Genomic DNA, 26,145 nt, shown 5'->3' on the forward strand with positions numbered 1-26,145 from the left:
AATTAAAAAGGCTCAGATTAATTACCTGAGCCTTTTTTATATAAAATTAGATTGTATTTAAAATTTATGCTCGTCTTTGCTTATTACGAAAAAAGAAATTAAGGAAATAAGTGCCGCTGCTGTTAAGTACAAACCAACATAGCTTACATCATAAGTTTTGGCTAACCAAATGGCAATCATAGGAGCAAAAGCCGCACCCAAAATTCCGGCCAGATTAAAAGTTAAAGATGCACCGGAATAACGAACATTTGTTGGAAACAACTCCGATAAAAAAGTTCCTAAAGGTCCGTAAGTAAATCCCATTAAAACCATACCGATGCAGGCAAAAGTGGTTAGTAAAACAATATTTCCGGTACTTAAGAAATAAGAAAAGAAAAATCCGAAAACAGCAATAGCCGCTGTTGCTATAATAAGCATTTTACGGCGTCCTATTTTATCTGCTACAACAGCTGAAACTGGAATGAAAATGGCAAAAAACAGTACCGAAAACAACTGTATTAATAAGCCGTTTCTTTTAACAATTCCCAGATCAGAAGTTACCCAGCTCAATGTAAAAACTGTCATTAAGTAAAAAACCAAAAATGTTGTAATAGCGGCAAACGTACCAAAAATCAATTGATTTTTATATGATTTCACAATCGTGAAAAAAGGTACTTTAACCTCTTCTTTTTCTTTTTTAGAATTTTCGAAAGAAGGGGTTTCAGTAATTTTTGTTCGGATATAAAACCCAACTATAACTAAAAGAGAACTGGCTATAAACGGAATTCTCCAGCCATAATCCATAAAATCTTCATTGCTCATGGAATCGGTCAGCAATAGAAAAGTTCCTCCGGAAAGTAACAATCCAATTGGAGCACCCAATTGCGGAAACATTCCGTACCAGGCGCGCTTATTTGGCGGAGCATTTTCTATAGCCAGCAAAACAGCTCCTCCCCACTCACCTCCTAAACCAACTCCTTGTCCAAATCGACAAAGCATTAATAATAATGGAGCCGCAACACCAATACTGGCATAACCTGGCAAAAATCCTATTGTAACAGTAGAAATTCCCATTGTCAGTAAAGCTGCAACTAAGGTAAATTTACGTCCGATTTTATCTCCGTAATGACCAAAAAAAGCAGAACCTAACGGTCGTGATAAAAATGCAATTGAAAAAGTAGCCAGCGACTCCAGAGTGGCTACAGTCGAATTAGAACCCGGAAAAAATAACTGAGGAAAAACCAATACCGCAGCATTGGCATAAATATAAAAATCAAAAAATTCAATTGTTGTGCCAATCAGGCTTCCAAAAAGAACGTGTTTTAATGAGTTCTTCTTATTCAGGTTAGTTTCCATGCAAAATAGATATATCTTTTTTTTGATTACAAAAATATAGTTTCATTATTAATATTTTACATTTACAACAAATACTTTCAAAACATCATAGCACTTTTAACAAATTTCATACTTTTTATATTTTAAAAATCAATTCATTATTCAAAATTAAAAACCTGATTACAGGAACTTTAAATCCAAAAAATAAAAATCAAATCTTAAGCAATAGTTAAAACCATTTTTAACTCCATATTTTCATTAAATTTACAGCTGTCAAAAATAAATTTAAAATTATGCCTACCGACTGTATCAGCTATCAAACTTCTGGATATTTTTCTAAATTGATACAAGATTATTTAGATCAGAAAACAGAATTGAAACCGCTGTACAACAATTTTCCGACTTTAGAAAATTTCGAAAAACAAATTACTGAAAAAGCCGCAAACTTTGACCACAGTAACCGAATTACCTTGATTTCATCTTTAAAAAAGCAATACCAAAATATCGAAATTTCTGATTTAACGAAACAGAATATTGAGCTTTTGGCACTCGAAAATACTTTTACCATCACAACCGGACATCAGTTAAATTTATTTAGCGGACCGTTGTATTTCTTGTATAAAATCATTTCGACAATTAATTTAACGAAAGAGTTAAAGTCAAAATATCCTTCGTACAATTTTGTCCCAATTTATTGGATGGCGACTGAAGATCATGATTTTGAAGAAATTAATTATTTTAATTTTAAAGGAAAAAAATTCAGATGGAATAAAGAAAGTACTGGGCCTGTAGGAAGACTTTCGACCGATGGCTTAGCAGAATTTCTCGAAATTTACTCTTTAGAATTGGGCTCAAGTACAAACGCCAACACTTTAAAAAAGCTTTTTGAAGATTCTTATTTAAAACATGATAATCTGGCAGATGCAACCCGGTTTTTAGCTGACAGCCTGTTTGCCAATTATGGTTTAGTAATTTTAGATGCAGATGATGCTCATTTAAAACGTGCTTTTATTCCCTTTGCAAAAGAAGAATTAGAAAAACAGACTTCATACCAGGCCGTTCAAAAAACAATTGAAAAACTAAATGATTATACTGTTCAGGTAAATCCACGCGAAATCAATTTATTTTATATTGAAGATAATCTGCGTGAGAGAATCATTTTTGAAGAAAACAAATACTTCGTTAACCATACAAAAATATCATTTTCAAAAGAAGAAATCTTTTCTGAATTAGAAAATCATCCTGAAAAATTCAGTCCAAATGTAATTATGCGTCCGCTTTATCAGGAAATTATTCTGCCAAATTTATGTTATATTGGCGGAGGCGGAGAAATTGCTTACTGGCTGGAACTTAAATCTTTTTTTGATGCCGTAAAAATAACTTTTCCAATTCTTCTGGTTCGTAATTCTGTCCTTCTGGCAACCGAAAAACAGGTTAAAAAAGCAGATCAACTGAATTTAAGCTGGCGTGATCTTTTTAATAAACAGGAAAATTTACTAAATGCGATTACACATAAAATTTCTGCATTTCCAATTGACTTAACACCTCAAAAAGAAATATTGAAAACCCAATTTAAATATCTTTATGAACTGGCAGATCAAACCGATAAATCTTTTTCCGGAGCAGTAAAGGCACAGGAAGTCAAACAAACAAAAGGTCTTGAAAATTTAGAAAAACGTTTATTAAAAGCTCAAAAAAGAAAACTAAGCGATCAGTTACAGCGCGTGACCGATTTACAATGCGAATTGTTCCCAAATAACAGTCTGCAGGAACGTCAGGCAAATTTTTCAGAATTTTACCTTGAAAAAGGCGAACAGCTGATTCCATTATTAACCCAAAAATTAAAACCTTTAGAAACTAATTTTTCAATTATCACAATATAATGATATCTTACCACAATAATTTCAGGATGAAATAACCGCCCGATTCTGAAATTATTGTTTTTAAACCAAATAGCGACTTTTAAAATTTATTAACTAACCAATTTACCCAGACAAATGGTAAAAGAACGCTTAATTTCGCTAGACGTCTTTCGTGGACTCACAATTCTATTAATGACAATTGTCAACAATCCAGGAGACTGGGGCAATGTTTACCCGCCACTATTACACGCCGAATGGAACGGCTGCACGCCAACCGACTTAGTATTTCCATTTTTCGTTTTTATAATGGGAGTTGCAGTACCGCTTGCAATGCCGGACAAATTTTATGACGGCACAACTTTCAACAAAATATTAATTCGTTCTTTACGAATGTTATGTTTGGGGATTTTCTTTAACTTTTTTGGAAAAATTCAATTATTCGGGCTTGACGGAATTCCGCTTTTAATTGGCCGATTAGCTATTACAATTGGTGTTGGGTATGCTTTAATGGGCAATTTTAGTTCTAAAATCAAAAATATTTTAGCTTTTGCAATTCTGTTTATTTACTTATTTCTGGCATACAGCGGTATCGAAGCTTACAGTGACGTACGACTTCCGGGAGTATTGCAGCGAATTGCGATTGTTTATTTTGTAGTTTCTCTTTTATATTTAAAAACATCCAGAAAAACTCAAATCTTAACCGGAATCGTTTTATTATTAGGATATTGGGCAGTCATGACTTTAATTCCTGTTCCGGGAGTTGGCGAAGCAAATCTGGATAAAGGAACCAATCTTGCCGCGTGGCTTGACAATCTTTTACTAAAAGGTCACATGTATCGCGGAACTGTAACCTGGGATCCTGAAGGAATTTTAAGCACACTTCCTTCAATAGTAAACGGAATAATTGGTTTATTAATTGGTCAGGTTTTGCAGCAGAATTTCCCAAAAACCAAAAAAGCGCAAATAATGGGAGCTGCAGGAGCTGCACTAATTGTTGGAGGTCTAATCTGGAATATTGTTTTTCCAATAAACAAATCACTCTGGACAAGCAGTTATGTTTTATATACGACAGGATTAGCCACAACATTTTTAGCAATATTATATTATGTTATTGATATCGCCGATTATAAAAAAGGATTTAAGCCATTTTTAATCTGGGGCGTAAATCCTATGATTGTTTTCTTTACTTCGCAGATTATTCCGCAGGCATTGGTGATGATTGAATTTCAAAATCCGCATAATACTTCAGAAAAGATCAATCTATTAAGCTATCTGTATAGTTTCTGGATTAAACCATTTTTCAGCAATCCAATGACAGCTTCATTAGCCGGCGCATTGGTATATGTCTGCATCTGGACATTTATTTTATGGATATTCTACAGAAACAAATTAATTTTTAAAGTGTAATTTTTTATCACAATATTGTACAGACGCACAGCAGTGCGTCTTTTTAAATTTATAATATCAAATAATTAATTACAAAACATTGCTAAAACATCGATTCACAATGTTTTTATTATGAATTTATTAAAATCAATTCGCAAAAAAAGTCTACTTTTGCACAAAATTTAATAAAATATAAAATGGCAACAAATAGAACTTTTACAATGATTAAACCAGATGCTGTTGCAAACGGACACATCGGTAATATCTTAGCAATGATCACAAATGGTGGTTTCAAAATCGTTTCATTAAAATTAACTCAATTAACTGTAGCTGATGCTAAAGCATTTTATGCAGTGCACGCAGAAAGACCTTTCTACGGAGAATTAGTTGAATTTATGTCACGCGGACCAATTGTTGCTGCAATTTTAGAAAAAGATAACGCAGTAGAAGATTTCAGAACTTTAATTGGAGCTACAAATCCTGCTGAAGCTGCTGAAGGAACTATTCGTAAAGCATACGCAACTTCTATTGGAGAAAATGCAGTTCACGGATCAGACAGCGACGAAAATGCTGCTATCGAAAGTGCTTTTCACTTTGCAGGAAGAGAGCAATTCTAATTTTAGATTTACGAATTTAGATTTAGGTTTAGATAAAAAAAAATCCCGTTTCAAATGAAACGGGATTTTTTTTTATAGCAGATATTGATTAAAGCTTGTCTGACTTTTTAACGATCTTTTCTAATTTATCATCAAGATCTTTTAAAAGCTCTTCTAATGCACTTTCGCACATAGGTAATACTTTATCAAGACTTAAAACAGGAACACCACCTACGATTGTTCCGGTTTTCTTAGAGTTTGCCCCTTCAGAAACAGCAAATACTTTTTTTCCTGTTTTATCATACAAAGCGATTCTGGCGTAAGCTCTCATCTTAACTGTTCCAGTTCCACCAACAGCGAATCCTTTTACTACAGCAAAATGAATTTCTGTAAATAAAACACCATCAGCTGATTCTTTAAACATTTGAGCAGTTGCTTCTTCATTTGCAGAACCATTGATTCCTTCGTAAATATATTTATATCCAGGATAGTTAATAATAGTACCGCTTTCTCCGCCTTCTCTTGCAAATTTAGGAGTAAAAGCAATGTATTCCGGTTTTTGAGTCACTTCAGTTTCAGGAAGTAAATCAAATGGAAATTTTTTAGCATAATCATTAAAAAATGCATTGTGATATTTCTCTAAAATTGGAGAAAGGTTAAAATTTGGATTATTCCCTAAATCTGCTATCGCAGCCAGTCCGTTTAAACCCAATTCAGAAAGACCGATTGTTTTATCTGTGTAGAAAGATACAACGGCAACTTTTTTCTTTTGAGAATAACTGTTTAAGGCAAATAATACGGTTAAAATAAGTAATACTTTTTTCATGTCTTGGATTTGATTTGTTTGTTAATTATTAAGCTGTTATTTAAAAAAATACTTCGCGCCCAAATGTATCAAAAAAAAACACTCCTAAAATAGAAGTGTAATATTTATTTTATTAATTAAATTAACAATTAAAAATTATCGCAAAACAACATCTTTTACAACCTCACGTCCAAGTTCTTCATTAATCATTTTAACTATTTTAGATTTGCCGTGGCTTAATTCTTCCCTTAAAACTGCCGATCCAAGTTCAACATACAGTGTACTCCCTTTCAAAACCACGTTTCTTGTATATGTCTTTACACCATTTCCCATTAAATTTCCCCAGGCTTCTTTTACATCAATCTGATCCATTCCGGGCTGTAATTTATTTACCTGAATGATCTGTTGCAAAACAGCACCAATTGTACTTTCGTTATTTAGTCTTTTTGCCATCGTTTAAGATATTTATTGGTCCTGTTTTTTTATAATGATATTCTTTATTCTGGTCATTTTTTACCACAAATTCCTCATCAGAAATTGAAATTAATTCTTCACTCCATTTAGCATAATCTGTATTATAATCTAAAAAAGCACCTTTATCAGTAAATCTAACCGAAACCTTTTCAAAAGTATTTGTTGTTAAAAAAGTTCCGTCCAGCTGTGCCATAACTTTCGTTCGGGTTCCAGTAGTTCCTTTAATTTTAAAAAAATCAAAATTCTCATTCATTCCGTAAATCTTGTCTTCGCCTTTGTCAAAAACCACTTTTTCAATTTCCCAATAGCCATTTAATTTTGCAATATCTGCTGGCTTTATTTCTTGTTTACAGCTTATCATCAAAAGCGATAAGACCAAAATCATAAAAGTTTTTTTCATAATTATAATATTAATAAGAAGCTATTCCTGCTGTCCGCTGTATCTTTTCCTTGCTAAAGAAGCAAGAAAAAGGATGCCGCTTCCATCAGGGCTAGGGATCCATTTTCAAAAGAAATTTAGTGGTTACAAAGGTAAGTTATAAAGTACAAAAGAAATGTTTTTTACTTCCATTTATCAATCACTTCTCAAAAAAAAATCATTTCAGAAAAAAAACTTATTCTAACAGCATTAAACCATATGGAGGCCAAAACTCAACAAAATCCATGAGACTTTTGTAAACAACTACCAATTTTAATTTTATCATATTTAAAAAGTAATGAATAAATCTTTTATTATATTTCCGGGCTTACTATTATTAATTACAGCCTGCACACAATCAAATTCGGAAAAAATAAGAGGTTCAAAACCTTTGCAAATTGAAACCAACAACAATTATAATGTATTAGAAAATAAAGACAGTTCAAATTCTGTAAAAGGAAATTTTTCAAACAAATCGCTTCAAGAAAATTCGTCAATAAAAATTATTGAATCTAAATTGATAAAAAATCAATATTCAGATCATCGGGATATTAAAATTGTCTTTAAAAATTCCGGAAAAAAAGATATCCAGGCCATTAAATTTGAGTGGTATTGCGAAAATTCATTTAACGAACCAGCAAATGGAAGATATTTTTACGGCGAAGGAAGATTTACAGGAGAAATTACATGTTTACTAAAAGCCGGTAAAAGTGTAACTAAAGTCTGGGAAGATTTCTCTACAGATGCAAATCGCATTATGAATGCAAGAGCCTATTATGTAGTGTTTACTGACGGCACTAAGTGGAAACTCAATAAAAGCACAAATCATTAAAAATAAGTTTTATTATGCATTAAACTATTTTGCATATTTTTGATCAAACCCCAAACTAAAACTAAAAAACCATGATCAAAACTATTTGCACAATCCTGACTGCATTATTGCTTATTAGCTGCAGCAAAGACTCATCAGAACCTGATCCGGTTCCAACTTCATCAGAAAACATGTATTTTCCTCCACTATCAGGAACAACATGGGAAACAAAATCTATTGCCGATTTAAAATGGAATCAAAATGCTGTTCAGCCGCTTTTAGATTATCTCGAATTAAAACACTCTAAGTCCTTTATTATTTTAGTTAATGGGCGAATTGTGATGGAAAATTATTTTAACGGTCATACTGCAGCAACAAATTGGTATTGGGCAAGTGCCGGAAAAACATTAACTTCAACTGTAACCGGAATTGCACAACAAGAAGGTTTATTAAATATCAACAATAAAGTTTCACAATACATTGGAACGGGCTGGACAAGTGAAACATTAGCTCAGGAAAACCAAATTACCTGCAAACATTTGTTAACTATGACATCCGGACTTAATGATTCAACAGATGATGTAGATCCGGCAAGTTTAATTTACAAAGCCGATGCAGGATCCAGATGGGCATATCATAATGTGTATGTAAAACTACAGGACGTTGTGGCGAGTGCAAGCGGACAGACCTGGGAAAATTATTTCAATACCAAATTAAGAGATAAAATAGGAATGAACGGATCCTGGGTGCAGCTAGGCGTTAACAGCGTTTATACCAGTACATCCAGAAGTATGGCACGTTTTGGATTGCTAATGCTTAACAAAGGAAAATGGGAAAACAACGTAGTTTTAAACGAAACTTATTTTAATGAAGCAACTAATACCTCTCAAAATATCAATTTAGGATATGGTTATTTATGGTGGTTAAATGGCAAAAGTTCGTATCATTTACCACAATCGCAGCTTACTTTTCAGGGAAGCGTAATTCCAACCGGACCAAGTGATATGTTTATGGCTTTAGGAAAAAACGATCAGAAAATCTATGTTGTTCCGAGCAAAAAAATGGTTATAATCAGAATGGGAGACGCAGCGGATAACGTAAATCTTGCCTTATCTGATTTTGACAAAGTTTTATGGCAAAAAATCAGCGCTTTATATCAATAATAAGATAAAACACCGGCATTTAAAATAAATCCCGGTGTTTTTACTAAATATGATATTTTTATTATCTCTTAGTACGCAATCTTTTTAAAATTCCCATAAAAAAGAAACCTAATCCAAGAACTAATAAAACGTAGTAAAATGAAAGACTGTTATCTCTTGTAAGATTCGCCAAAACAAAACAAACAACACTCGCAAAGTAAAACGTAAGCGGTGTAATATTTTTAAAAGAAGAAAAACTCATTAATTCATTATTTAAAGAAACTGTCTACGAATTCATATTTATTAAAGACTTGTAAATCTTCTATTCCTTCGCCAACACCAATATATTTTACAGGAATTTGAAATTGGTCTGAAATACCAATTACAACGCCTCCTTTTGCTGTTCCGTCTAGTTTTGTAACCGCTAATGAAGTTACTTCTGTAGCTGCTGTAAATTGTTTTGCCTGCTCAAAAGCATTTTGACCTGTAGAACCATCCAAAACCAAAAGAACATCATGAGGTGCATCCGCTACAACTTTTTGCATTACACGTTTTACTTTTGAAAGTTCGTTCATCAAATTAATTTTATTATGCAAACGTCCTGCAGTATCAATAATTACAATATCTGCATTTTGTGCCACAGCCGACTGAAGGGTATCAAAAGCTACCGAAGCAGGATCACTTCCCATATTTTGTTTCACAATCGGAACATTTACTCTGTCAGCCCAAACCTGTAATTGATCGATCGCAGCAGCACGGAAAGTATCTGCAGCACCTAAAACTACTTTATAACCCGATTTTTTAAACTGATAAGCCAATTTTCCAATTGTTGTAGTTTTTCCAACACCATTTACTCCAACAACCATTAAAACGTATGGTTTTTTATCTTTTGGAATTTCAAATTCAGTTGCTTCTCCAGTATTTGTTTCAGATAAAAGTCCTCCTATTTCATCACGAAGAATCTGGTTTAATTCATCTGTTCCTAAATATCTATCTGCCGCTACACGCTTTTCAATTCTTTCAATGATTTTTAACGTTGTGTTTACCCCAACGTCTGAACCTACCAAAACTTCTTCCAGATTATCTAAAACATCGTCATCGACTTTAGATTTTCCGGCTACGGCTTTACTTAATTTTGAGAAAAAAGTAGTTTTTGTTTTTTCAAGACCTTTATCTAAAGTCTCTTTTTTTTCGGTAGAAAATAATTTTTTAAAAAAACTCATTTTAAATTTATTGTTAGTTGTAGATTGTTTTTAAAATCTCAAACAATCCTTTGTTTACAGAATACCGTTTTCAATTTTAATTCAACAGGAAAATTCTTTCATTTACTATTTTTATTCAAGTAAAGATAAAGAGTATAACCGGAACTAATATTTAAAAAAAACACAAATTGACTGGTTTCTATAAAATTTTAAACAAATATAAAAAATAAAAAAGCTACTTCCGAATGAAAGTAGCTTTTCTATATATTGTAATTGTAATTATTTCTTTTTCAAGAATTCATCAACTTCTTCAGGAGCCATAATAGATTCTACGAATGTATATGCGCCAGTTTTAGGAGATTTTACCATTTTGATGGCTTTTGATAATCTCTTAGAAGATGTTTGTAACGATGCTACGGTTTTCTTTGCCATGATTCAAATGTTATTTGAAGTTTTTTATAAAACTCTAAATGGCAAAACCATTTGAGATTTACAAAAATCTCTAATTATTACTTAATTTCTTTGTGAACAGTTACACGTTTCAAGATTGGATTAAATTTTTTAATCTCTAATCTGTCTGGAGTATTTTTTTTGTTCTTAGTTGTAATATATCTAGAAGTTCCCGGAACACCAGAAGTCTTGTGCTCAGTACATTCTAAAATTACCTGGATTCTATTACCTTTCTTTGCCATCTTGCTATATATTTATTTAGGAAAAGATTATTTGATAAATCCTTCTGACTGTGCTTTTTTCAAAACAGCAGTGATTCCATTTTTATTAATTGTTTTTATCGTAGATGCTGCTACTCTAAGAGTAATCCATCTATCTTCTTCTGGAAGATAAAAACGCTTTTTAACTAAGTTTACAGAAAACTTTCTCTTAGTTTTGTTCATAGCGTGAGAAACGTTATTTCCTACCATCGCTCTTTTACCTGTAAGGTCACAAACTCTTGACATTATACTTATCTTTTATCGTTATTCAAAATCAGGGTGCAAAGAAAAGAAAAATAAACCATTGTAGCAAAAAATTATTGCACAATTTTTAAAATTTCTTTTTGTAATATTTCCAAACTCTTAATAGTGGCTCTATCTATCACTTTTTCACGAGGTTGACCAAAGTTAAATTCTTCTGTAATTACTCCGTCCGGGGTCGCCAGGGCTATAAAAACAGTTCCTATTTCAGCATCCGCATCGCCTTTTGACGGACCGGCGTTACCGGTTGTTGCTATTGCATAGTCTGTTTTGAGTATGTCTTTCACATTCAAAGCCATAGCTGCCGCAACCTCAGCACTTACTACCGAAAATTGATTAATTAAATCCTGTGAAACCCCGAGGACATTCACTTTAGCTTCCGTTGCGTAGGAAACCACACTTCCTTTAAAATATCCTGACGCTCCCTGAACAGAAGATAAAAGCGAAGCAATTTTTCCGCCCGTACAACTTTCTGCAGTTGATATGGTTTTATTTTCTTTGGCCAGCAATTTACCCACTACTCTTTCTATTGTTTCGTTTTCATCATAACCTACTATAATATCATGAATTATAGCGTCTAATGACTGAACATTTTCTTCAATAGCTTTTTCTAACAACTCTTTATCGGTTCCGCGGGCTGTCAAACGCAGACGAACACGTCCCGGATTTGGCAGATAGGCCAGTTTAATAAATTCCGGCAGGTTGTTTTCCCAGTTTTCGATACGTTCTGCGACTAAACTTTCGCCCTGACCGTATGTTAGAATTGTTTTGTGTATAATATAAGGACGTTTATATTCTTTTATAATCTTGGGAATTATTTCATTTTCTACCAGATATTTCATTTCATACGGAACTCCGGGAAGCGAAATAAAGACCGTATTTTCTTTTTTCATCCACATTCCCGGCGCTGTTCCCATTTTGTTATGCAGAACGGTGCATTTGGAAGGAACAAGAGCCTGGTCTTTATTTAATTGCGAAATTGGTCTTTTGTAAAAACCTTCAATAAGTTCTGTTACGTGTGCCAGAACTTCGGGATTTACAACCAGTTCATCATCAAAATAATCACAAAAAGTTTTTTTGGTAATATCATCTTTTGTCGGACCTAAACCACCGGTTATAATTACAACATCAACTTTGTTTTGTAATTGGGCAAAAGTGTTTAAAATATGCTGTTTATCATCACTTATTGAAATCATTTCATAAGTCTGAACACCAATCCTGTCCAGTTCTTTTGCAATAAAATTAGAATTTGTATCTACAATTTGACCAATTAAAATTTCATCTCCAATGGTAACTATTGTTGCTTTCATAGCTGTAAAAAGTTTTACTTATAATTTTATAAGTGTAATTATGGAATAAGATTGCAGAAATAATTTGGGGCAGGAAAACAAAAGAGAATTTCTTTTTATTATGTGAAGGAAGTTTTAAAAGTGCGGGTTAAAAAAACAAAAATTTATTCCGCTTTTTCAGAATCAAAAGCGGAATTATTTTGAGTTATATTTCAAAGTCTTTTTTAATCTCTTTAATCGCGTCTTTTACCTGTACTTTTATACTTTTAAAAGTTTCGATAATATCTTTTTTCTTTCCTTCTGCTTTTGTCCAGGCTTCGACTTGCAGAATTTCTTCAAAAGCAACATTCAGTCCCATTAAATCCAGTGTAGGTTTTATTTTATGCGCGTATGAATATGCATATTTATGATCTTTTTTCTTGATTCCTTCTTTGATTTGTTTCAAGTCTTCAGGAACTTCCGTAACAAATAGTTTTAGAATTTCGTTTACAAATTCCGGGTCATTGTCTGAAAGCGCATACACTTTCGAAAGGTTATACTTTAAAGCCATTATTTTACTTGTATTCTGAATAATTTTTTATCTTCTAAAAAGCCTTCTAAAACATCATTAGGTTTTACCGGCGCTACACCGGCAGGCGTTCCCGTAAAAATAATATCTCCAATTTTTAACGTAAAAAACTGCGAAACATACGAAACCAATTCATCAATTTTCCAAAGCATAAAGCTTGTATTTCCCTTTTGAACTGTTTCAGAATTATTTTTGAGTTCAAACGTAAGATTTTCTAATGAAACAAAATCATTTTTTGGTAAAAAATCTCCAATAACGGCAGAACCGTCAAAAGCTTTTGCTTTTTCCCAAGGCAGTCCTTTTGCTTTTAATTTATCCTGTAAATCTCTGGCAGTAAAATCGATACCTACACTAATCTCATCATAATATTTGTGCGCAAACTTAGGTTCAATATACTTTCCAACTTTGTTAATTTTCACAATTATTTCTAATTCGTGATGAACTTCCTCAGAAAATTCCGGGATTACAAACGGATGCTGTTTCAATAAAACCGCAGAATCGGGCTTCATAAAAACAACAGGCTCATCCGGACGTTCGTTTTTTAATTCTTCAATATGATTGGTATAATTTCTACCGATACAGATGATTTTCATTCTTTTTAAAGGTACTGAGATTCTGAGATCCTAAGGTTCTAAGAAATTGAGAAAAACTCAGGAACTTAGAATCTTAGGAGCTTAGAGCCTTATTTCGTATTTAATTTTCTTAATTTAATTCCTGTCAAAACTTTTTTGGTATACAAAGGAAAATCTGCGTTTTGAATCCAGCTGAAATATCCAGGCTCTGTTTCCAGAACTTTTTCAACTTTTGCTCCTTTGTGTTTTCCAAAAGTAAAGATTTCTTCATCGTCTTTATCAAAAGCAATCATTCCTGCAAAATCGGCTATTCTTTTACGGGTTGTAAATTCAGACAATGCTTTCATATCGTTTTCTAATTCCGGATAACGATCTAATTGCGCTTTCAGAATTTCATAAGTTGCCATGGTATCCGCCTCTGCAGAATGGGCGTTTTCAAGGCTCTTTCCACAATAAAATTTAAAAGCCGCACTTAATGTACGTTCTTCCATTTTATGAAAAATAGTCTGTACATCGACCGAAACTTTATTTTTCATATCAAAGTCTACTCCTGCCCGAAGCAATTCTTCTGCTAATAACGGAATATCAAAACGATCTGAATTAAAACCTCCCAAATCACTGTCCTTAATCATATTATGAACATGATGAGCCAGTTCTGCAAAGGTTGGTTCATTGGCTACTTTTTCATCCGTAATACCATGAACAGCTGTAGTTTGTGGAGGAATTGGAATTGTTGGATTAACCAGCCAGGTTTTACTTTCTTTATTTCCGTTTGGAAAAACTTTAAATATCGAAATTTCTACAATCCGATCTTTACCAATGTCTATTCCAGTTGTTTCAAGATCAAAAAAGCAGATTGGTTTGTTAAGTTTTAATTCCATTTTTAATTTTTATAAGATTACAAATGTAAATTTTTAAAGCCAAAGTTCCCGCCCTAAATTCTATTTTTTTGAGCAAAATTGGCATTTTTTAGTGATTTTTATTTTAAAATTACAGCAAATTTACCCTGAATTCCAAATTCTGCGCAAACAAAAAAACCCGAAAAAGTTTTTAATTTTTCGGGTTTTAAAATTTATTTGGTAAGTCAATTAGAAATCTCTGTCTACATCAAAAGCTTCTAAATATTCTGCTACTCTTTTTACAAAACTTCCTCCTAATGCACCATCAACCACTCTGTGATCGTAAGAGTGTGATAAGAACATTTTTTGACGAATTCCGATGAAATCACCTTCCGGAGTTTCGATAACCGCCGGCACTTTGCGAATCGCCCCAAGAGCTAAAATACCAACTTGCGGCTGATTGATAATCGGCGTTCCAAAAACGCTTCCAAAAGTTCCTACGTTTGTCACTGTATAAGTTCCGCCTTGTGTATCGTCTGGTTTTAGTTTTCCTGCTTTTGCACGGTTTCCTAAATCGTTAACTGCTTTTGCCATTCCAACAAGATTTAACTGATCTGCATTTTTAATTACAGGCACAATTAAATTTCCATTTGGCAATGCCGCTGCCATTCCTAAATTGATGTTTTTCTTTTTGATGATATAATCGCCATCCACAGAAATGTTCATTCCAGGAAAATCTTTTAAGGCTTTCGCAACGGCTTCCATCATAATTGGTGTAAAAGTCAGCTTCTCGCCTTCTCTCTTTTCAAAAGCCGTTTTAACTTTATCTCTCCATTTTACAATGTTGGTTACGTCAACTTCAATAAAAGACTGAACGTGAGCCGAAGTCTGTACAGAAGCAACCATGTAACCTGAAATCAGCTTACGCATTCTGTCCATTTCTATAATTTCGTCACCACCGTTTACAGAAACCGGAACTGCCTGCTGACTTTTCTGAACGGCAGGTTGTGGTGTTTGAACTGTTTTTGGAGTTTCAACTACAGTTTTTGGAGCTTCTTCAGCCACTTTCGGAGCTTGTACAGCACCCGACTTGCGGTCTTCTATATATTTTAAAATATCGTCTTTTGTTACTCTGCCATCTTTTCCTGAACCCTGAATATTATCCAGTTCAGCAACAGAAACACCTTCTTCTTTTGCAATATTTTTTACCAAAGGAGAAAAGAATTTATCTGATCCTGCGAAATCCTGCGGCACAGAGGAAGCCTCTTTTACTGCCTCAATTGTTTTTTCAATTTCTATAGCTTCTGCAGGAGCAGCCGTTTCTACAGTCGATTGTGCTGCAGGTGCATCACCCCCTTCAGTTTCGATAATTGCAATAGTCTGCCCTACCTGAACTAAATCATCTTTGCCAAATAATTGTTCAACTAAAATTCCTGACACTTCACTTGGTACTTCACTGTCAACTTTATCTGTTGCGATTTCAAGTACTGCTTCATCAGCTTCAATTTTGTCTCCCACTTCTTTCAACCAGTTTGTAATGGTTGCTTCAGCGACGCTCTCTCCCATTTTAGGAAGCTTTAATTCAAATCTTGCCATATTGTTATTCTAAAGGGTGATTTTAATTTTCTGATTGCGAAATTACTGAAATTTTCAAATATAAATTACACTTAATATAATTTTTACTTAATTTTTCTGATTTGCCCCCTGTCATTTCTCGAATTACTTCCTATTATAAAACTTGTCTTTTTAGGGAAAATCTTAAAAGTAATGTTCTTATCTTTAAGAGTTTCTATGATATTGATACATTTTTTGAATGAAACATAGTGATTATCCAAAATGATCTCTGTCTTTTTACCCTTTAAAATCAGCGACGAATTTACCATTTTTTCTTTTTTGAAATCTAAAAAACTAACTTTATTTTCTAAAATCGAAGCCAGTTTTTCAGACAAATTCTCATTTTCTGAATATAAAATATAACTTTCCGGCAAAGGTTTTATTTTAGATTTTCCCTGAAACATTTTTACAAATGAAAAAAACCACGTTCCGGTTTGAATAAAAAAACTAAAAAACCATGATTTTTTAAAATGCTTCTGATAGAAAAAATTCATTGCGTCCTGAAAACGTTTCATATACAATTCGTCTCTAAGGGTACTTTCTCCCTTATAATGCAAAACGGTCGTTTCATGAAAATAATAGTTGGATTTTTTCATTTGCAGCGCTCTGTAAGACAAATCAATATCATCTGCGTACATAAAGCAGTTTTCATCAAAACCATTTAGTTTTTCATATAAATCTTTCTCCAGAAACATAAAAGCCCCAACTAAAATCTCCACTTTTCCGGTTTGGTTTTCAGTTAAGTACTGCGCATAATAACGATTAAAAATTTTTGATTTTGGAAATACTTTATACAATCCGAAAATTTTGGTAAAAGCAACCCATGGAGTTGGAATTCCTCGTTTACTTTCGGGCAGAAAATTTCCTGTTCCGTCAATCAATTTACAGCCAATAATTCCGAGATCCTGTTTTTCTTCGGCGAAAGCCAAAATTTTAGTAAAAGTATCCTCAGCAACGACCGTGTCCGGATTTAAAATGCAGATGTATTTTCCTCCGGCTTGCCCGACTGCAATATTATTTCCTTTTGGAAAACCGAAATTTTCCTGATTTTGAATCAATTTTACTTTTGGAAATCGTGTCTGCATCATCAAACAGCTGTCGTCAGACGAATTATTATCAACTACAATAATTTCGGCATCAAGACCGGCAATTGCTTCCTGAACACTTAAAACGCATTGTTCCAGAAAGTAACGCACATTATAATTAAGGATAACAACCGATAACTGCATTGAAAAATGTAAAATTTGATTTTGGGGAAAGTTAGAAATTTTCAAATAAACCTAATCGCAATAACCAGTCATTTTTTAAAAGAATAAAAAGAAATCCTATTTTTGAATAAACATCAAATGTCATTTTTATGAACATCAAAGCATTTATTTTAACAGGTTCACTCTTTTTTCTGTTTGCTGCAGGTTTAACATCTGCAAAGCAAAATACTGACCTTGTAAAAACGTCAACGTGGTTTATTGCAGGTCCTGCAAAAGAAAACCAGGAAATAATTAATAAAGTCCGCAAAGAAAAAGGCATTGTAAAAGTTACCGCAAGCGATTATCCTGCCGGAGAAATCGAACTGAATGTTATGATTACCGAATCTGATTCAAACGACGGCAAACCAACCAATTTGTCCGGAAAATCAAAATATTTGAGTATTACCTATAAATCAACCCATTTGATAAAACTTCAGGCCCGTGAAGGAAATGAAGAAGGTACGGGATGTGTTCATGGCGGTTCACATCCCAGAGTTGATTTACCTGTTTCTGCTAAAAAATTTACCACTTTAAAAATTCCGTGGAGCGACTTTAAACAAGATGGCCTGACAAATGGAAAACCTTTAAACATTCACAATTTGTGCAAGTTTAATTTTGTGAATTATAATCCTGTTCCCGGAGCGGTTTTAGAAATAAAATCTTTAATTGTGGAATAGTTTTTTAAGGTTTTGAAATGAGAATATCTTTAACTCAAATTCTACAAATGGAGCTGAATTTTATATTTATTGAAGATTTTCATTACGAATAACATGATTGTTGAGAAAATAAGTGACCAGACAATTCCCGCAACGCCTTCGCGGAAAAATTCCGGAACGATACGAATTTTAAAAGCCAGATTGAAATAATAAATAACACCCGGCAAAATATAAATCAGTAAAGGATTTGCGGCAGCTGGCATGAAAAATTCACTCCATTTTGTCTGCTTTTTAACTTCTATTAACCAATACAAAAAATAAAACAGAACCGTGCAGATTCCAGCCGATATTAAGGTCCAGGAAGGAGTTCCATGTATTTTTGAGATTCCGTAATAAGGTCTTAGAAAAAATCCAACGGCAAAAAATAATGCTATAAAAAAGACAACCGTCCAATTGATTTTATTTTCGATTTTTCGGTCAAAAAACAATAATGAAATGATGATTCCCGCAGTTACTAAAGTGGCGTGTGTTAAATGTCCTGCAATAAAGCGAAACCATTCCGGCAAGCTTAAGCCTTCTGTCAAATTAGCTGAATTCGCAGCCACACACACCACAAGAAAAGCAATCATTGCCCATAATCTGCCCGAAACAAGCCAATAATACAGGACCGAAATAAGATAAGCCCAACCTATTAAACCGAGAATTCCCCACCATTTTGGCGTGATTCCTGTTTTGCCTGTTTCTTCCTGAACGTATAAGAAGTAAAGTGCAATTAAAACTACTATTCCACCATATTGCAGGATATATTTTAACCAGACAGAAAAGTCTTTCGGATATTTATTCCAAATTGGAATTGGCATTGAATAAGCCAAAAGTCCCCAAAAAGCAGGTTCGATTATCATTTTTGAAGCATCATAACCATATTCAGCATTGACCATATAAACGCCAATAATTATTAAGGCCAAAGCACGTTTTAAAGTATGCGTCCAGATTATTTTTGGACTGTCGCCTTTTAGGAGTCTGGCGTTAAAAGCAAACGGAACTGACATTCCTACTATAAATAAAAAAGCCGGGAAAACTAAATCTACAAAGGTCATGGCGTCGGCGTCGGCGGGCATGTGTTTCATCCATTGCGGTACATTTTTTACACTTGCGAGTTCATTTACAAATATCATTACAAAAATGGTAATTCCGCGCAAAGCATCAATCGAAATAATCCTTTGATTGTATAAATTCTCCTTTATTTTCATAAAATTTTAGTTTTTATTCAAATATAACATAATTATAAAATGACGGTTACATTGTTACATAAATTTCTTCGGAATTATTTTTTTCTGCTTAGATAAAAACAATATCAATTCTTTACTTTTGCAAAATGTTTTCATTTCTTAAATCAAAGCCTTTTTTAAAAGATCTTTTAGCCGGCAGTTATGTCGATATACATTCGCATTTGCTTCCGGGAATTGATGATGGTGCCAGAACCATAAAAAAAACAATAAAACTAGCTAAAGCATTTGAAGAATTGGGAATTTCTCAATTTGTTACCACACCGCATATCAGTCATTATGTTTGGAATAATTCTGAAGAAAATATTGTACGCAGATTACAAGAAACTCAGGTTTTGCTGCAAGAAGAAAATAGCACTATTCCATTTAAAGCTGCTGCCGAATATTTTATAGACGACTGGTTTCAAAATCACATCAAAACCGAAAAACTTTTAACGCTTAAAGACAATTATATTTTAGTAGAGATATCGTATTTAAGTGCTCCGCTAAACTTATATAAAATTATTTTTGAGATACAGCTGGCAGGTTATATACCCGTTTTAGCACATCCTGAACGGTATTTATATTATCATAAAAATTTTGTGGAATACGAAAAACTGAAAAAAGCAGGCTGTTTGTTTCAATTGAATTTATTAGCCGTTACGGGATATTACGGGAGCGAAATCACTAAAACCGCAGCACTTTTGCTAAAGAAAGGAATGTATGATTTTTCGGGAACAGATGTACATCACGGCAGACATATTGAATCTTTAAATCAAAAAATTAAAATAGATGCTGCTGAAAATTTAAAAGAAGTGATTCAAAATAATCAGTTTTTTAAATTTAGCTAATAAGCGTTTTCTTCGCCTTTTAGAACATTAATAATGGTTCGCACAATAATTTTAATATCGAGCAATAAACTCCAGTTTTCGATATACCAAATATCATATTCGACCCTGTTTTCCATGTCGATGAGTTCTTTGGTTTCGCCTCTAAAACCGTTTACCTGTGCCCATCCTGTAATTCCGGGTTTGGCAAACTGCCGAACTAAGTAATTATTAATCAATTCACTATATTCTTTTGAAAGATTTACCATGTGCGGTCTGGGCCCAACAACAGACATGTCGCCCCAAAAAACATTAAAAAACTGCGGCAATTCGTCAATACTCGTTTTGCGGATAAAAGCCCCAAATTTTGTGATACGACTGTCTCCTTTTCCTGCTTGTTTATTATCTGCCAGGTCATTAATATACATACTTCTAAATTTCAAACAGGTAAATGCCCTGTTATCACGTCCTGATCTTTTTTGTTTAAAAAAAAACGGTCCGGGAGATTCTAATTTTATAATTAACATAACCACTGGAAACAACCACGGAAATATTAATAAAATAACCAATGCAGAGAAACACACATCAAATGCTTTTTTGATTAATTTATTCATCGCAAATTCTAATGGTTCACGACGCAGCATTAATACAGGTGTATTTTCATAAAAAGTAATTTCGACCTTATTTGATTTTGTATACAATTGAAAATCGGGAATAAATTTAATCCGGATCATATTCTGTTCACAAATTTTAATCAGTTTATTGATTACTTCAATTTTGTCGATATGAAGCGCAACATACATTTCATCTACATTTTCTTTTAAAACAAAATCTTCAACTGCATCAAAATCTCCTAAAATTTGTTCTGACAACGAAGCTTCAACTTTATCATCAAAAAAACCTAAAAATTTATATCCATAGGTTAAATCTTTAGCCAGGATTTTTCGCATCCCTTCGCCTGTTTCATTAGCTCCAGCGATGATGATTTTTTTAAAATTATACCCCTTCGATCTTATCTCTTTGAGAAGTTTCATTGAGATGTATCTGGAAATCAATAAAATTCCGAAAAAGAACAAATAAAAATACAAAAGCCGAAGTCTGGAGATATCAGTAAATTTGAGGAAAACAACAAAAATAGCAATTAAGGAAGCGTGAATAATTAGTTTTCTGATTGTTCGCATCAGGATCGATTCAATGCGTTCAATACGAATCATACGGTAAGAATCTTTATTCAAAAGTAAGCCTATCCAGATTAAATTTGCCAGTAACGAAACTGTTTTTTCTTCTTTGATCCAAAGTTCTTCCAGACTTCCAAATCGGGCCAGAGCCGAAAGAAGAATAGCGGTATTTAGTAAAATTACATCCCAGCATACAAACAAAAGTTTGAAATATCGGGACATTCTAAAACGCGATAATTCTTCTAAAATTTTCATATTTGAAGGCTCGGCTTAAATTTTAAACTTGTGGCTGCAAAATAACATTTAATTATATTAATAATCTTATTTTTTAATCGATTCTTTAAAAATTTACCTTTATCTTAATCCAAATTTAAAAGGCAGATCATGCGCAGGATTATTTTATTCTTTTTTATTACAATTTCTTCAGTTAACGCTCAAATTTCCGGATGCAGCGATCCTCTTTCTAAAAATTACAATAAAAATGCGGTTACTAATAACGGAAGCTGTGTCTATGAAAACTTAAAACTAAAACCCGGATATTCTTTAAAATTAAGTGATTCTATAAAAGAAACTTCGGGCTTAACTGCTTTTAATAATCTATTATGGACACATAACGACGACCACGATAAAACAATTTACGGATTAGATTCTTTAGGAAAAATTAAAAAGAAAATCACTCTGGATAAAGCCATCAATCATGACTGGGAGGAAATTTCACAAGACAGTTTGTATTTATATATAGGCGATTTTGGAAATAATTTCAAAGGAAACAGAACAGATTTGAATATTTTAAAAATAGAAAAAAAATCTTTTACAGAAGGAAACCCTGTTATCGAAAAAATCTCGTTTAAATATGAGGACCAAACTGACTTTTCTGCTCAAAAACCAAATTCAACCAATTTTGACTGCGAAGCATTTATAGTTTCCAAAGACAGTATTTTTTTGTTTACCAAACAATGGAAATCGTCCAAAACCAGTATTTATGCCTTGCCAAAACAGCCCGGAAATTATGTTGCCAAATTTAAAAGCACATTAGAAACAAACGGGTTAGTTACGGGCGCTGCTTATTTAGAAAAAAAGAAAATCGTAGTACTTTGCGGTTATTCTAAAATAGGAAAAACATTTCTATACCTTTTATATGATTTTAAAAACCATGATTTTACATCCGGAAATAAACGAAAAATTGATCTCAGGCTTTCCTTTCATCAAATAGAAGGAATTGCGACAAAAGATGGTCTTCATTATTTTATTACCAATGAATCTTTGGTTCGAAAACCTATTTTAAATGTGGAGCAGCAAATTCATTATTTAGACCTGAGTTCCGTATTAAATTTGTATCTCCATAAATAATTCGTAAATCAAAACATATAACTTACTTTTGCAAAAAGTTATGTTTTCCAAAACATCATAACTTATAATTTATAACTTACAATTTACAAAGTGAATTACTTATCTGTAGAAAATATATCGAAGTCATTTGGCGAAAGAGTCCTTTTTGACAACATTTCTTTTGGAATCAACAAAGACCAAAAAATCGCTTTTATTGCTAAAAATGGTTCTGGTAAAACAACCATTATGAGCATTATTAATGGCTTAGACGAACCAGACACCGGACAGGTTGTTTTAAGAAAAGGAATCAGAATGGCTTTTCTTTCTCAGGATAATAATCTTCAGGATGAACTTACTATTGAAGAAAGTATTTTTGCTTCGGATAATGAAACTTTGAAAATTATTGAAGCGTATGAAAAAGCATTAGAAAATCCAAATGATGAAGAAGCGTACCAAAAGGCTTTTGACGGAATGGATCAGCATAATGCGTGGGATTTTGAAACGCAGTATAAACAGATTTTGTTTAAATTAAAACTGGAAGATTTTAAACTAAAAGTAAAAAATCTTTCCGGAGGACAAAAAAAGCGTCTTTCATTGGCCATAATTCTAATTAATCGCCCTGATTTATTGATTCTGGATGAACCTACCAACCATTTAGATCTCGAAATGATCGAATGGCTTGAAAGTTATTTTGCCAAAGAAAATATTACGCTGTTTATGGTAACACACGACCGTTTCTTTCTGGAACGTGTCTGCAATGAAATTATCGAACTTGACAACGGAAAATTATACCAATACAAAGGAAATTACTCTTATTATTTAGAGAAAAAAGAAGAAAGAATTACTTCTGAAAATTCCAGTATTGACAAAGCCAAAAACTTATTTGTAAAAGAATTAGAATGGATGCGCCGCCAGCCAAAAGCAAGAACGACAAAATCTAAATCACGTCAGGACGATTTTTACGTAATTAAAGAAAAAGCTCAAAGCCGACGCAAAGAGAACAAAGTCGAACTTGAAATTAATATGGAAAGAATGGGAAGCAAAATTATTGAGCTTCATAAACTTTCTAAAAAATTTAAAGACCGTGTTATTCTGGACAATTTTAGTTTTGATTTCCAACGCGGGGAGAGAATCGGGATTATTGGTAAAAACGGAACAGGAAAATCGACATTCTTAAATCTGCTTACAGGCACAATTCCGCCAGACAGCGGACGTGTTGTAAAAGGTGATACTATTAAAATTGGTTATTATACACAATCCGGAATTAATCCGAAACCGGGACAGCGTGTTATCGATATTATTAAGGAATATGGAGAATATATTCCGCTGGCAAAAGGAAAAATCATTTCAGCTTCGCAGCTTTTAGAACGTTTTCTTTTTGACGCTAAAAAACAATACGATTATGTTGAAAAATTGAGCGGAGGAGAATTAAAACGTTTGTATTTGTGTACGGTTTTAATTCAAAACCCAAACTTTTTAATTCTCGATGAGCCAACAAACGATTTGGATATTGTTACGCTGAACGTACTTGAAAGTTTTCTTTTAGATTATCCGGGCTGTTTATTAGTAGTTTCGCACGACCGTTATTTTATGGATAAAATTGTCGATCATTTATTTGTTTTCAGAGGTCAGGGCGAAATTGAAAATTTCCCTGGAAACTATTCCGATTTCCGTGCTTATGAAGACAGTGCCGATGTAGCTCAGAAAGAAGAAAACAAAGCTGAAAAGAAAGACTGGAAACAAAATAATCCAACTGGAAATTTAAGTTTTAACGAGCAGAAAGAATATCAGAAAATCGAAAGGGAAATCAAAGATTTAGAAATCGAAAAAACAAAAATTGAACAATTATTCTCTGAAGGAAAAGTTGCTGACGCTGATATTGAAAAGAAAGCAAACGAATTGCAGAACATCATAAATAAAATCGAAGCAAAAGAAGAACGATGGTTTGAACTTTCTGCTAAAATTGAAGGATAGTTCTAGTTTTCAGTCTCAGTCTCAGTTTTTAGTTTTTTATTCAAAAGCAAGTTTTTTCTTTCTTTTTTATTATTCTTGTAAAAAAATAAAAATGGATTTTAAAGAGTTATTGGTTTATAAAAAATCATTTGAACTGGCAATGGAAATTTTTGAGATTTCGAAAATGTTTCCTAAAGAAGAAAAATATTCACTTATTGATCAAATACGACGTTCATCAAGAAGTGTTACCGCTAATATTGCAGAAGCGTATCGAAAAAGAAGATACGTAAATCATTTTATCAGCAAATTAACTGATAGTGATGCTGAAAATTCAGAAACAAATACGTGGCTGGAGTTTTCTCTAAAATGCCAATATATAAATCAGGAATTATTTGATAAATTAAATTCTAAAAATATCGAAATTGGCAGACTGATTAATTATATGATTAACAACCCAAACAAATTTGGCTGTAGTTAAAACTAAAAACTGAGACTGAGACTGAAAACTGAGACTAAAAACCGAAACTAAAAAAAGACAAAAATGAAACACCTTTTATCAGCATTACTTGCAGTAACACTTTTTATTTCTTGTTCTAAAGATAAAGATGAAGTTAAAGACTATACTGCTCAAAATGAACAGGAAATTAAAGAGTATTTAGCTAAAAATAATTTGACCGCTCAAAGAACAGATTCTGGTTTATATTATAGTATTGAAGAAGAAGGCGAAGGAAATAATCCAAATTCAAATTCTAATGTAACTGTTATTTACACCGGTTATTTTACAAGCGGAACAATATTTGACAAAAGCGAACCTGAAGGAATTTCATTTGGCCTTAATCAGGTAATTCAGGGCTGGAAAGAAGGAATTCCATTTTTTAAACCAGGAGGAAAAGGCAAACTTTTCGTTCCTGCACATTTAGGGTACGGAAGTAAGGATTACCATAATATTCCGGGAGGATCTGTACTTATATTTGATATTACATTAAAGTCGGTCAATTAAGATAATTTCAAACTCGACATGCTTTTTCAAATCAAATCTTATTTAAAATTTCTTTGGAATTCTAAAAACGAACATGGCGTTCATTCTCCATTTGTTTTTAGCTTGCTTACAAAATGTTTCTATGACAAGAAACCAAAACCAGAGTATCAAATTTTAAAAAACTATCGAAAATCGCTTCTTGAAAATAAAAATTTCATTGAAGTAACTGATTTTGGCGCCGGTTCAAAAGTTTTTAAATCAAACAAAAGACAGATTTCAAAAATTGCATCGACAGCCGGAATATCCCCAAAACGCGCCGAATTACTATTTCGCGTAACCAATTATTTTAAGCCGGACAATATTCTTGAAATAGGAACTTCATTGGGCTTAGCAACTTCTGCGCTTGCGCTTGGAAATACAAATGCAAAAGTAATTACAATTGAAGGCTGCCCCAATACTGCAAACACTGCACAAAACCAATTAGATAGATTTGATTGTAAAAATGTTGAAAATATAATTTCAGAATTTGGATCTTTTTTAATTTCAGAAAATCTAAATTCTAAAATCTACAATTTAATATACTTCGACGGTAATCATTCAAAAAAAGCTACTTTAACTTATTTCGAACTTTTACTGCCAACAACCGACAATGATTCGGTTTGGATTTTTGATGATATTCACTGGTCGCCGGAAATGGAAGAAGCGTGGGAGATGATAAAAAACCATCCCAAAGTAAAAGTCACAATCGACACTTTTCAATGGGGATTTGTATTTTTTAGATACGAACAGGAAAAAGAACATTTTATAATTCGTGCATAAAAAAAATGACGGCCATTTCTGGTCGTCAT

General features: G+C 32.9%; 29 protein-coding genes. 12 read left to right on the top strand and 17 right to left on the bottom strand.

All coding sequences use genetic code 11. The annotated features are described in order from the left end of the window. Positions 1-57 precede the first annotated feature (57 nt). Positions 58-1,335 carry an MFS transporter gene (locus ASE21_RS02835; RefSeq protein ID WP_057121046.1) on the bottom strand — a complete coding sequence of 426 codons (1,278 nt, stop codon included), beginning with the start codon at positions 1,333-1,335 and terminating at the stop codon, positions 58-60. A 272-nt stretch (positions 1,336-1,607) separates the two neighbouring features. Here ASE21_RS02835 and bshC point away from each other — a divergent pair, with 272 nt between their 5' ends. The 3 genes from bshC to ASE21_RS02850 all read left to right on the top strand — a co-directional run bounded on the left by bshC (position 1,608) and on the right by ASE21_RS02850 (position 5,179). Further along, positions 1,608-3,197, top strand: a complete 1,590-nt coding sequence (gene bshC / locus ASE21_RS02840; protein WP_057121047.1) for a bacillithiol biosynthesis cysteine-adding enzyme BshC — start codon at positions 1,608-1,610, stop codon at positions 3,195-3,197. 114 nt (positions 3,198-3,311) lie between these two features. After that, a complete protein-coding gene (locus ASE21_RS02845) occupies positions 3,312-4,583 on the top strand; it encodes an acyltransferase family protein (RefSeq protein ID WP_057121048.1) in 1,272 nt (423 codons plus the stop codon). Between the two features lie 176 nt (positions 4,584-4,759). After that, the gene (locus ASE21_RS02850; RefSeq protein WP_012026941.1) at positions 4,760-5,179 is read left to right on the top strand and encodes a nucleoside-diphosphate kinase; all 420 of its coding nucleotides are present in this window, start codon (positions 4,760-4,762) and stop codon (positions 5,177-5,179) included. An 88-nt stretch (positions 5,180-5,267) separates the two neighbouring features. Here the strand turns inward: ASE21_RS02850 and ASE21_RS02855 are convergent, their stop codons facing one another. From ASE21_RS02855 to ASE21_RS02865, 3 genes are all read right to left on the bottom strand, one after another. Beyond that, positions 5,268-5,984 carry a hypothetical protein gene (locus ASE21_RS02855; protein ID WP_057121049.1) on the bottom strand — a complete coding sequence of 239 codons (717 nt, stop codon included), beginning with the start codon at positions 5,982-5,984 and terminating at the stop codon, positions 5,268-5,270. Positions 5,985-6,119: 135 nt separating this feature from the next. Continuing rightward, positions 6,120-6,416 (bottom strand): DUF721 domain-containing protein, encoded by a 297-nt coding sequence (locus ASE21_RS02860; RefSeq protein WP_057121050.1) that lies wholly within the window; start codon positions 6,414-6,416, stop codon positions 6,120-6,122. Then, positions 6,397-6,837 carry a hypothetical protein gene (locus ASE21_RS02865; RefSeq protein WP_057121051.1) on the bottom strand — a complete coding sequence of 147 codons (441 nt, stop codon included), beginning with the start codon at positions 6,835-6,837 and terminating at the stop codon, positions 6,397-6,399. The genes ASE21_RS02860 and ASE21_RS02865 overlap by 20 nt, the downstream gene beginning before the upstream one ends. A 316-nt stretch (positions 6,838-7,153) precedes the next feature. Here ASE21_RS02865 and ASE21_RS02870 point away from each other — a divergent pair, with 316 nt between their 5' ends. Together ASE21_RS02870 and ASE21_RS02875 are read left to right on the top strand one after the other, a co-directional pair. Further along, positions 7,154-7,687 (top strand): hypothetical protein, encoded by a 534-nt coding sequence (locus ASE21_RS02870; RefSeq protein WP_057121052.1) that lies wholly within the window; start codon positions 7,154-7,156, stop codon positions 7,685-7,687. A gap of 71 nt (positions 7,688-7,758) precedes the next feature. Then, positions 7,759-8,829, top strand: coding sequence for a serine hydrolase domain-containing protein (locus ASE21_RS02875; protein ID WP_057121053.1), 1,071 nt, complete (start codon positions 7,759-7,761; stop codon positions 8,827-8,829). 61 nt (positions 8,830-8,890) lie between these two features. On the opposite strand, the gene ASE21_RS02880 is transcribed toward ASE21_RS02875, so the two are convergent. The 11 genes from ASE21_RS02880 to ASE21_RS02925 form a co-directional block, all read right to left on the bottom strand. Next, a complete protein-coding gene (locus ASE21_RS02880) occupies positions 8,891-9,070 on the bottom strand; it encodes a hypothetical protein (protein ID WP_057121054.1) in 180 nt (59 codons plus the stop codon). Positions 9,071-9,077: 7 nt separating this feature from the next. After that, on the bottom strand, positions 9,078-10,031 hold the full coding sequence (ftsY, locus tag ASE21_RS02885; RefSeq protein WP_057121055.1) for a signal recognition particle-docking protein FtsY: 954 nt from the start codon (positions 10,029-10,031) through the stop codon (positions 9,078-9,080). 258 nt (positions 10,032-10,289) lie between these two features. After that, positions 10,290-10,442 carry a DUF4295 domain-containing protein gene (locus tag ASE21_RS21535; protein ID WP_008468081.1) on the bottom strand — a complete coding sequence of 51 codons (153 nt, stop codon included), beginning with the start codon at positions 10,440-10,442 and terminating at the stop codon, positions 10,290-10,292. Between the two features lie 77 nt (positions 10,443-10,519). Further along, positions 10,520-10,702: a 50S ribosomal protein L33 gene (gene rpmG, locus ASE21_RS02890; RefSeq protein WP_008253902.1), complete on the bottom strand. Its 183-nt coding sequence runs from the start codon at positions 10,700-10,702 to the stop codon at positions 10,520-10,522. 27 nt (positions 10,703-10,729) lie between these two features. Beyond that, positions 10,730-10,966, bottom strand: coding sequence for a 50S ribosomal protein L28 (rpmB, locus tag ASE21_RS02895; RefSeq protein ID WP_008468080.1), 237 nt, complete (start codon positions 10,964-10,966; stop codon positions 10,730-10,732). Between the two features lie 71 nt (positions 10,967-11,037). Beyond that, entirely contained in the window at positions 11,038-12,291 is a 1,254-nt protein-coding gene (locus ASE21_RS02900; protein WP_057121056.1) for a competence/damage-inducible protein A, read from the bottom strand. 184 nt (positions 12,292-12,475) lie between these two features. Continuing rightward, positions 12,476-12,820 carry an Hpt domain-containing protein gene (locus ASE21_RS02905; protein WP_057121057.1) on the bottom strand — a complete coding sequence of 115 codons (345 nt, stop codon included), beginning with the start codon at positions 12,818-12,820 and terminating at the stop codon, positions 12,476-12,478. After that, positions 12,820-13,431 carry a fumarylacetoacetate hydrolase family protein gene (locus ASE21_RS02910; RefSeq protein ID WP_057121058.1) on the bottom strand — a complete coding sequence of 204 codons (612 nt, stop codon included), beginning with the start codon at positions 13,429-13,431 and terminating at the stop codon, positions 12,820-12,822. The genes ASE21_RS02905 and ASE21_RS02910 overlap by 1 nt, the downstream gene beginning before the upstream one ends. 89 nt (positions 13,432-13,520) lie before the next feature. Further along, the gene (locus ASE21_RS02915; RefSeq protein WP_057121059.1) at positions 13,521-14,291 is read right to left on the bottom strand and encodes a 3'-5' exonuclease; all 771 of its coding nucleotides are present in this window, start codon (positions 14,289-14,291) and stop codon (positions 13,521-13,523) included. Between the two features lie 207 nt (positions 14,292-14,498). After that, positions 14,499-15,845, bottom strand: coding sequence for a dihydrolipoamide acetyltransferase family protein (locus ASE21_RS02920; protein ID WP_057121060.1), 1,347 nt, complete (start codon positions 15,843-15,845; stop codon positions 14,499-14,501). Positions 15,846-15,928: 83 nt separating this feature from the next. Further along, a complete protein-coding gene (locus ASE21_RS02925; protein ID WP_057121163.1) occupies positions 15,929-17,092 on the bottom strand; it encodes a glycosyltransferase family 2 protein in 1,164 nt (387 codons plus the stop codon). A 128-nt stretch (positions 17,093-17,220) separates the two neighbouring features. Here ASE21_RS02925 and ASE21_RS02930 point away from each other — a divergent pair, with 128 nt between their 5' ends. Beyond that, positions 17,221-17,787 carry a hypothetical protein gene (locus tag ASE21_RS02930; protein WP_057121061.1) on the top strand — a complete coding sequence of 189 codons (567 nt, stop codon included), beginning with the start codon at positions 17,221-17,223 and terminating at the stop codon, positions 17,785-17,787. Between the two features lie 41 nt (positions 17,788-17,828). Here ASE21_RS02930 and ASE21_RS02935 read toward each other — a convergent pair whose 3' ends face one another. Next, positions 17,829-19,016 carry a DUF5009 domain-containing protein gene (locus ASE21_RS02935; RefSeq protein ID WP_057121062.1) on the bottom strand — a complete coding sequence of 396 codons (1,188 nt, stop codon included), beginning with the start codon at positions 19,014-19,016 and terminating at the stop codon, positions 17,829-17,831. Positions 19,017-19,141: 125 nt separating this feature from the next. On the opposite strand from ASE21_RS02935, the gene ASE21_RS02940 reads away from it, so the two are divergent. After that, complete coding sequence (locus ASE21_RS02940; RefSeq protein ID WP_057121063.1) at positions 19,142-19,882, top strand: tyrosine-protein phosphatase; 741 nt, start codon at positions 19,142-19,144, stop codon at positions 19,880-19,882. Here the strand turns inward: ASE21_RS02940 and ASE21_RS02945 are convergent. Continuing rightward, positions 19,879-21,291: an undecaprenyl-phosphate glucose phosphotransferase gene (locus tag ASE21_RS02945; RefSeq protein WP_057121064.1), complete on the bottom strand. Its 1,413-nt coding sequence runs from the start codon at positions 21,289-21,291 to the stop codon at positions 19,879-19,881. The two genes, ASE21_RS02940 and ASE21_RS02945, sit on opposite strands and share 4 nt — an antisense overlap. A 129-nt stretch (positions 21,292-21,420) precedes the next feature. Here ASE21_RS02945 and ASE21_RS02950 point away from each other — a divergent pair, with 129 nt between their 5' ends. The 5 genes from ASE21_RS02950 (at position 21,421) to ASE21_RS02970 (ending at position 26,116) form a co-directional block, all read left to right on the top strand. After that, complete coding sequence (locus ASE21_RS02950; protein WP_057121065.1) at positions 21,421-22,386, top strand: hypothetical protein; 966 nt, start codon at positions 21,421-21,423, stop codon at positions 22,384-22,386. Between the two features lie 90 nt (positions 22,387-22,476). Beyond that, positions 22,477-24,339 carry an ABC-F family ATP-binding cassette domain-containing protein gene (locus tag ASE21_RS02955; RefSeq protein ID WP_057121066.1) on the top strand — a complete coding sequence of 621 codons (1,863 nt, stop codon included), beginning with the start codon at positions 22,477-22,479 and terminating at the stop codon, positions 24,337-24,339. 91 nt (positions 24,340-24,430) lie between these two features. Further along, entirely contained in the window at positions 24,431-24,796 is a 366-nt protein-coding gene (locus ASE21_RS02960; RefSeq protein ID WP_057121164.1) for a four helix bundle protein, read from the top strand. Between the two features lie 63 nt (positions 24,797-24,859). After that, complete coding sequence (locus ASE21_RS02965) at positions 24,860-25,318, top strand: FKBP-type peptidyl-prolyl cis-trans isomerase (RefSeq protein ID WP_057121067.1); 459 nt, start codon at positions 24,860-24,862, stop codon at positions 25,316-25,318. Positions 25,319-25,336: 18 nt separating this feature from the next. After that, complete coding sequence (locus tag ASE21_RS02970; protein ID WP_057121068.1) at positions 25,337-26,116, top strand: O-methyltransferase; 780 nt, start codon at positions 25,337-25,339, stop codon at positions 26,114-26,116. Positions 26,117-26,145 lie beyond the last annotated feature (29 nt).

The sequence above is a fragment of the Flavobacterium sp. Root901 genome (assembly GCF_001429765.1).
GTDB lineage: Bacteria > Bacteroidota > Bacteroidia > Flavobacteriales > Flavobacteriaceae > Flavobacterium.

Coding starts and splice junctions, on each gene's coding strand:
- ASE21_RS02940 (WP_057121063.1), top strand. CDS start 19,142: ATGTTTTCATTTCTTAAATCAAAGCCTTTTTTAAAAGATCTTTTAGCC.
- rpmG (WP_008253902.1), bottom strand. CDS start 10,702: ATGGCAAAGAAAGGTAATAGAATCCAGGTAATTTTAGAATGTACTGAG.
- ASE21_RS02910 (WP_057121058.1), bottom strand. CDS start 13,431: ATGAAAATCATCTGTATCGGTAGAAATTATACCAATCATATTGAAGAA.
- ASE21_RS02880 (WP_057121054.1), bottom strand. CDS start 9,070: ATGAGTTTTTCTTCTTTTAAAAATATTACACCGCTTACGTTTTACTTT.
- ASE21_RS02860 (WP_057121050.1), bottom strand. CDS start 6,416: ATGGCAAAAAGACTAAATAACGAAAGTACAATTGGTGCTGTTTTGCAA.
- ASE21_RS02925 (WP_057121163.1), bottom strand. CDS start 17,092: ATGCAGTTATCGGTTGTTATCCTTAATTATAATGTGCGTTACTTTCTG.
- ftsY (WP_057121055.1), bottom strand. CDS start 10,031: ATGAGTTTTTTTAAAAAATTATTTTCTACCGAAAAAAAAGAGACTTTA.
- ASE21_RS02835 (WP_057121046.1), bottom strand. CDS start 1,335: ATGGAAACTAACCTGAATAAGAAGAACTCATTAAAACACGTTCTTTTT.
- ASE21_RS02845 (WP_057121048.1), top strand. CDS start 3,312: ATGGTAAAAGAACGCTTAATTTCGCTAGACGTCTTTCGTGGACTCACA.
- ASE21_RS02970 (WP_057121068.1), top strand. CDS start 25,337: ATGCTTTTTCAAATCAAATCTTATTTAAAATTTCTTTGGAATTCTAAA.
- ASE21_RS02935 (WP_057121062.1), bottom strand. CDS start 19,016: ATGAAAATAAAGGAGAATTTATACAATCAAAGGATTATTTCGATTGAT.
- ASE21_RS02875 (WP_057121053.1), top strand. CDS start 7,759: ATGATCAAAACTATTTGCACAATCCTGACTGCATTATTGCTTATTAGC.
- ASE21_RS02930 (WP_057121061.1), top strand. CDS start 17,221: ATGAACATCAAAGCATTTATTTTAACAGGTTCACTCTTTTTTCTGTTT.
- bshC (WP_057121047.1), top strand. CDS start 1,608: ATGCCTACCGACTGTATCAGCTATCAAACTTCTGGATATTTTTCTAAA.
- ASE21_RS02945 (WP_057121064.1), bottom strand. CDS start 21,291: ATGAAAATTTTAGAAGAATTATCGCGTTTTAGAATGTCCCGATATTTC.
- ASE21_RS02905 (WP_057121057.1), bottom strand. CDS start 12,820: ATGGCTTTAAAGTATAACCTTTCGAAAGTGTATGCGCTTTCAGACAAT.
- ASE21_RS02865 (WP_057121051.1), bottom strand. CDS start 6,837: ATGAAAAAAACTTTTATGATTTTGGTCTTATCGCTTTTGATGATAAGC.
- ASE21_RS02855 (WP_057121049.1), bottom strand. CDS start 5,984: ATGAAAAAAGTATTACTTATTTTAACCGTATTATTTGCCTTAAACAGT.
- rpmB (WP_008468080.1), bottom strand. CDS start 10,966: ATGTCAAGAGTTTGTGACCTTACAGGTAAAAGAGCGATGGTAGGAAAT.
- ASE21_RS02900 (WP_057121056.1), bottom strand. CDS start 12,291: ATGAAAGCAACAATAGTTACCATTGGAGATGAAATTTTAATTGGTCAA.
- ASE21_RS02960 (WP_057121164.1), top strand. CDS start 24,431: ATGGATTTTAAAGAGTTATTGGTTTATAAAAAATCATTTGAACTGGCA.
- ASE21_RS02915 (WP_057121059.1), bottom strand. CDS start 14,291: ATGGAATTAAAACTTAACAAACCAATCTGCTTTTTTGATCTTGAAACA.
- ASE21_RS02920 (WP_057121060.1), bottom strand. CDS start 15,845: ATGGCAAGATTTGAATTAAAGCTTCCTAAAATGGGAGAGAGCGTCGCT.
- ASE21_RS02870 (WP_057121052.1), top strand. CDS start 7,154: ATGAATAAATCTTTTATTATATTTCCGGGCTTACTATTATTAATTACA.
- ASE21_RS02850 (WP_012026941.1), top strand. CDS start 4,760: ATGGCAACAAATAGAACTTTTACAATGATTAAACCAGATGCTGTTGCA.
- ASE21_RS02965 (WP_057121067.1), top strand. CDS start 24,860: ATGAAACACCTTTTATCAGCATTACTTGCAGTAACACTTTTTATTTCT.
- ASE21_RS21535 (WP_008468081.1), bottom strand. CDS start 10,442: ATGGCAAAGAAAACCGTAGCATCGTTACAAACATCTTCTAAGAGATTA.
- ASE21_RS02950 (WP_057121065.1), top strand. CDS start 21,421: ATGCGCAGGATTATTTTATTCTTTTTTATTACAATTTCTTCAGTTAAC.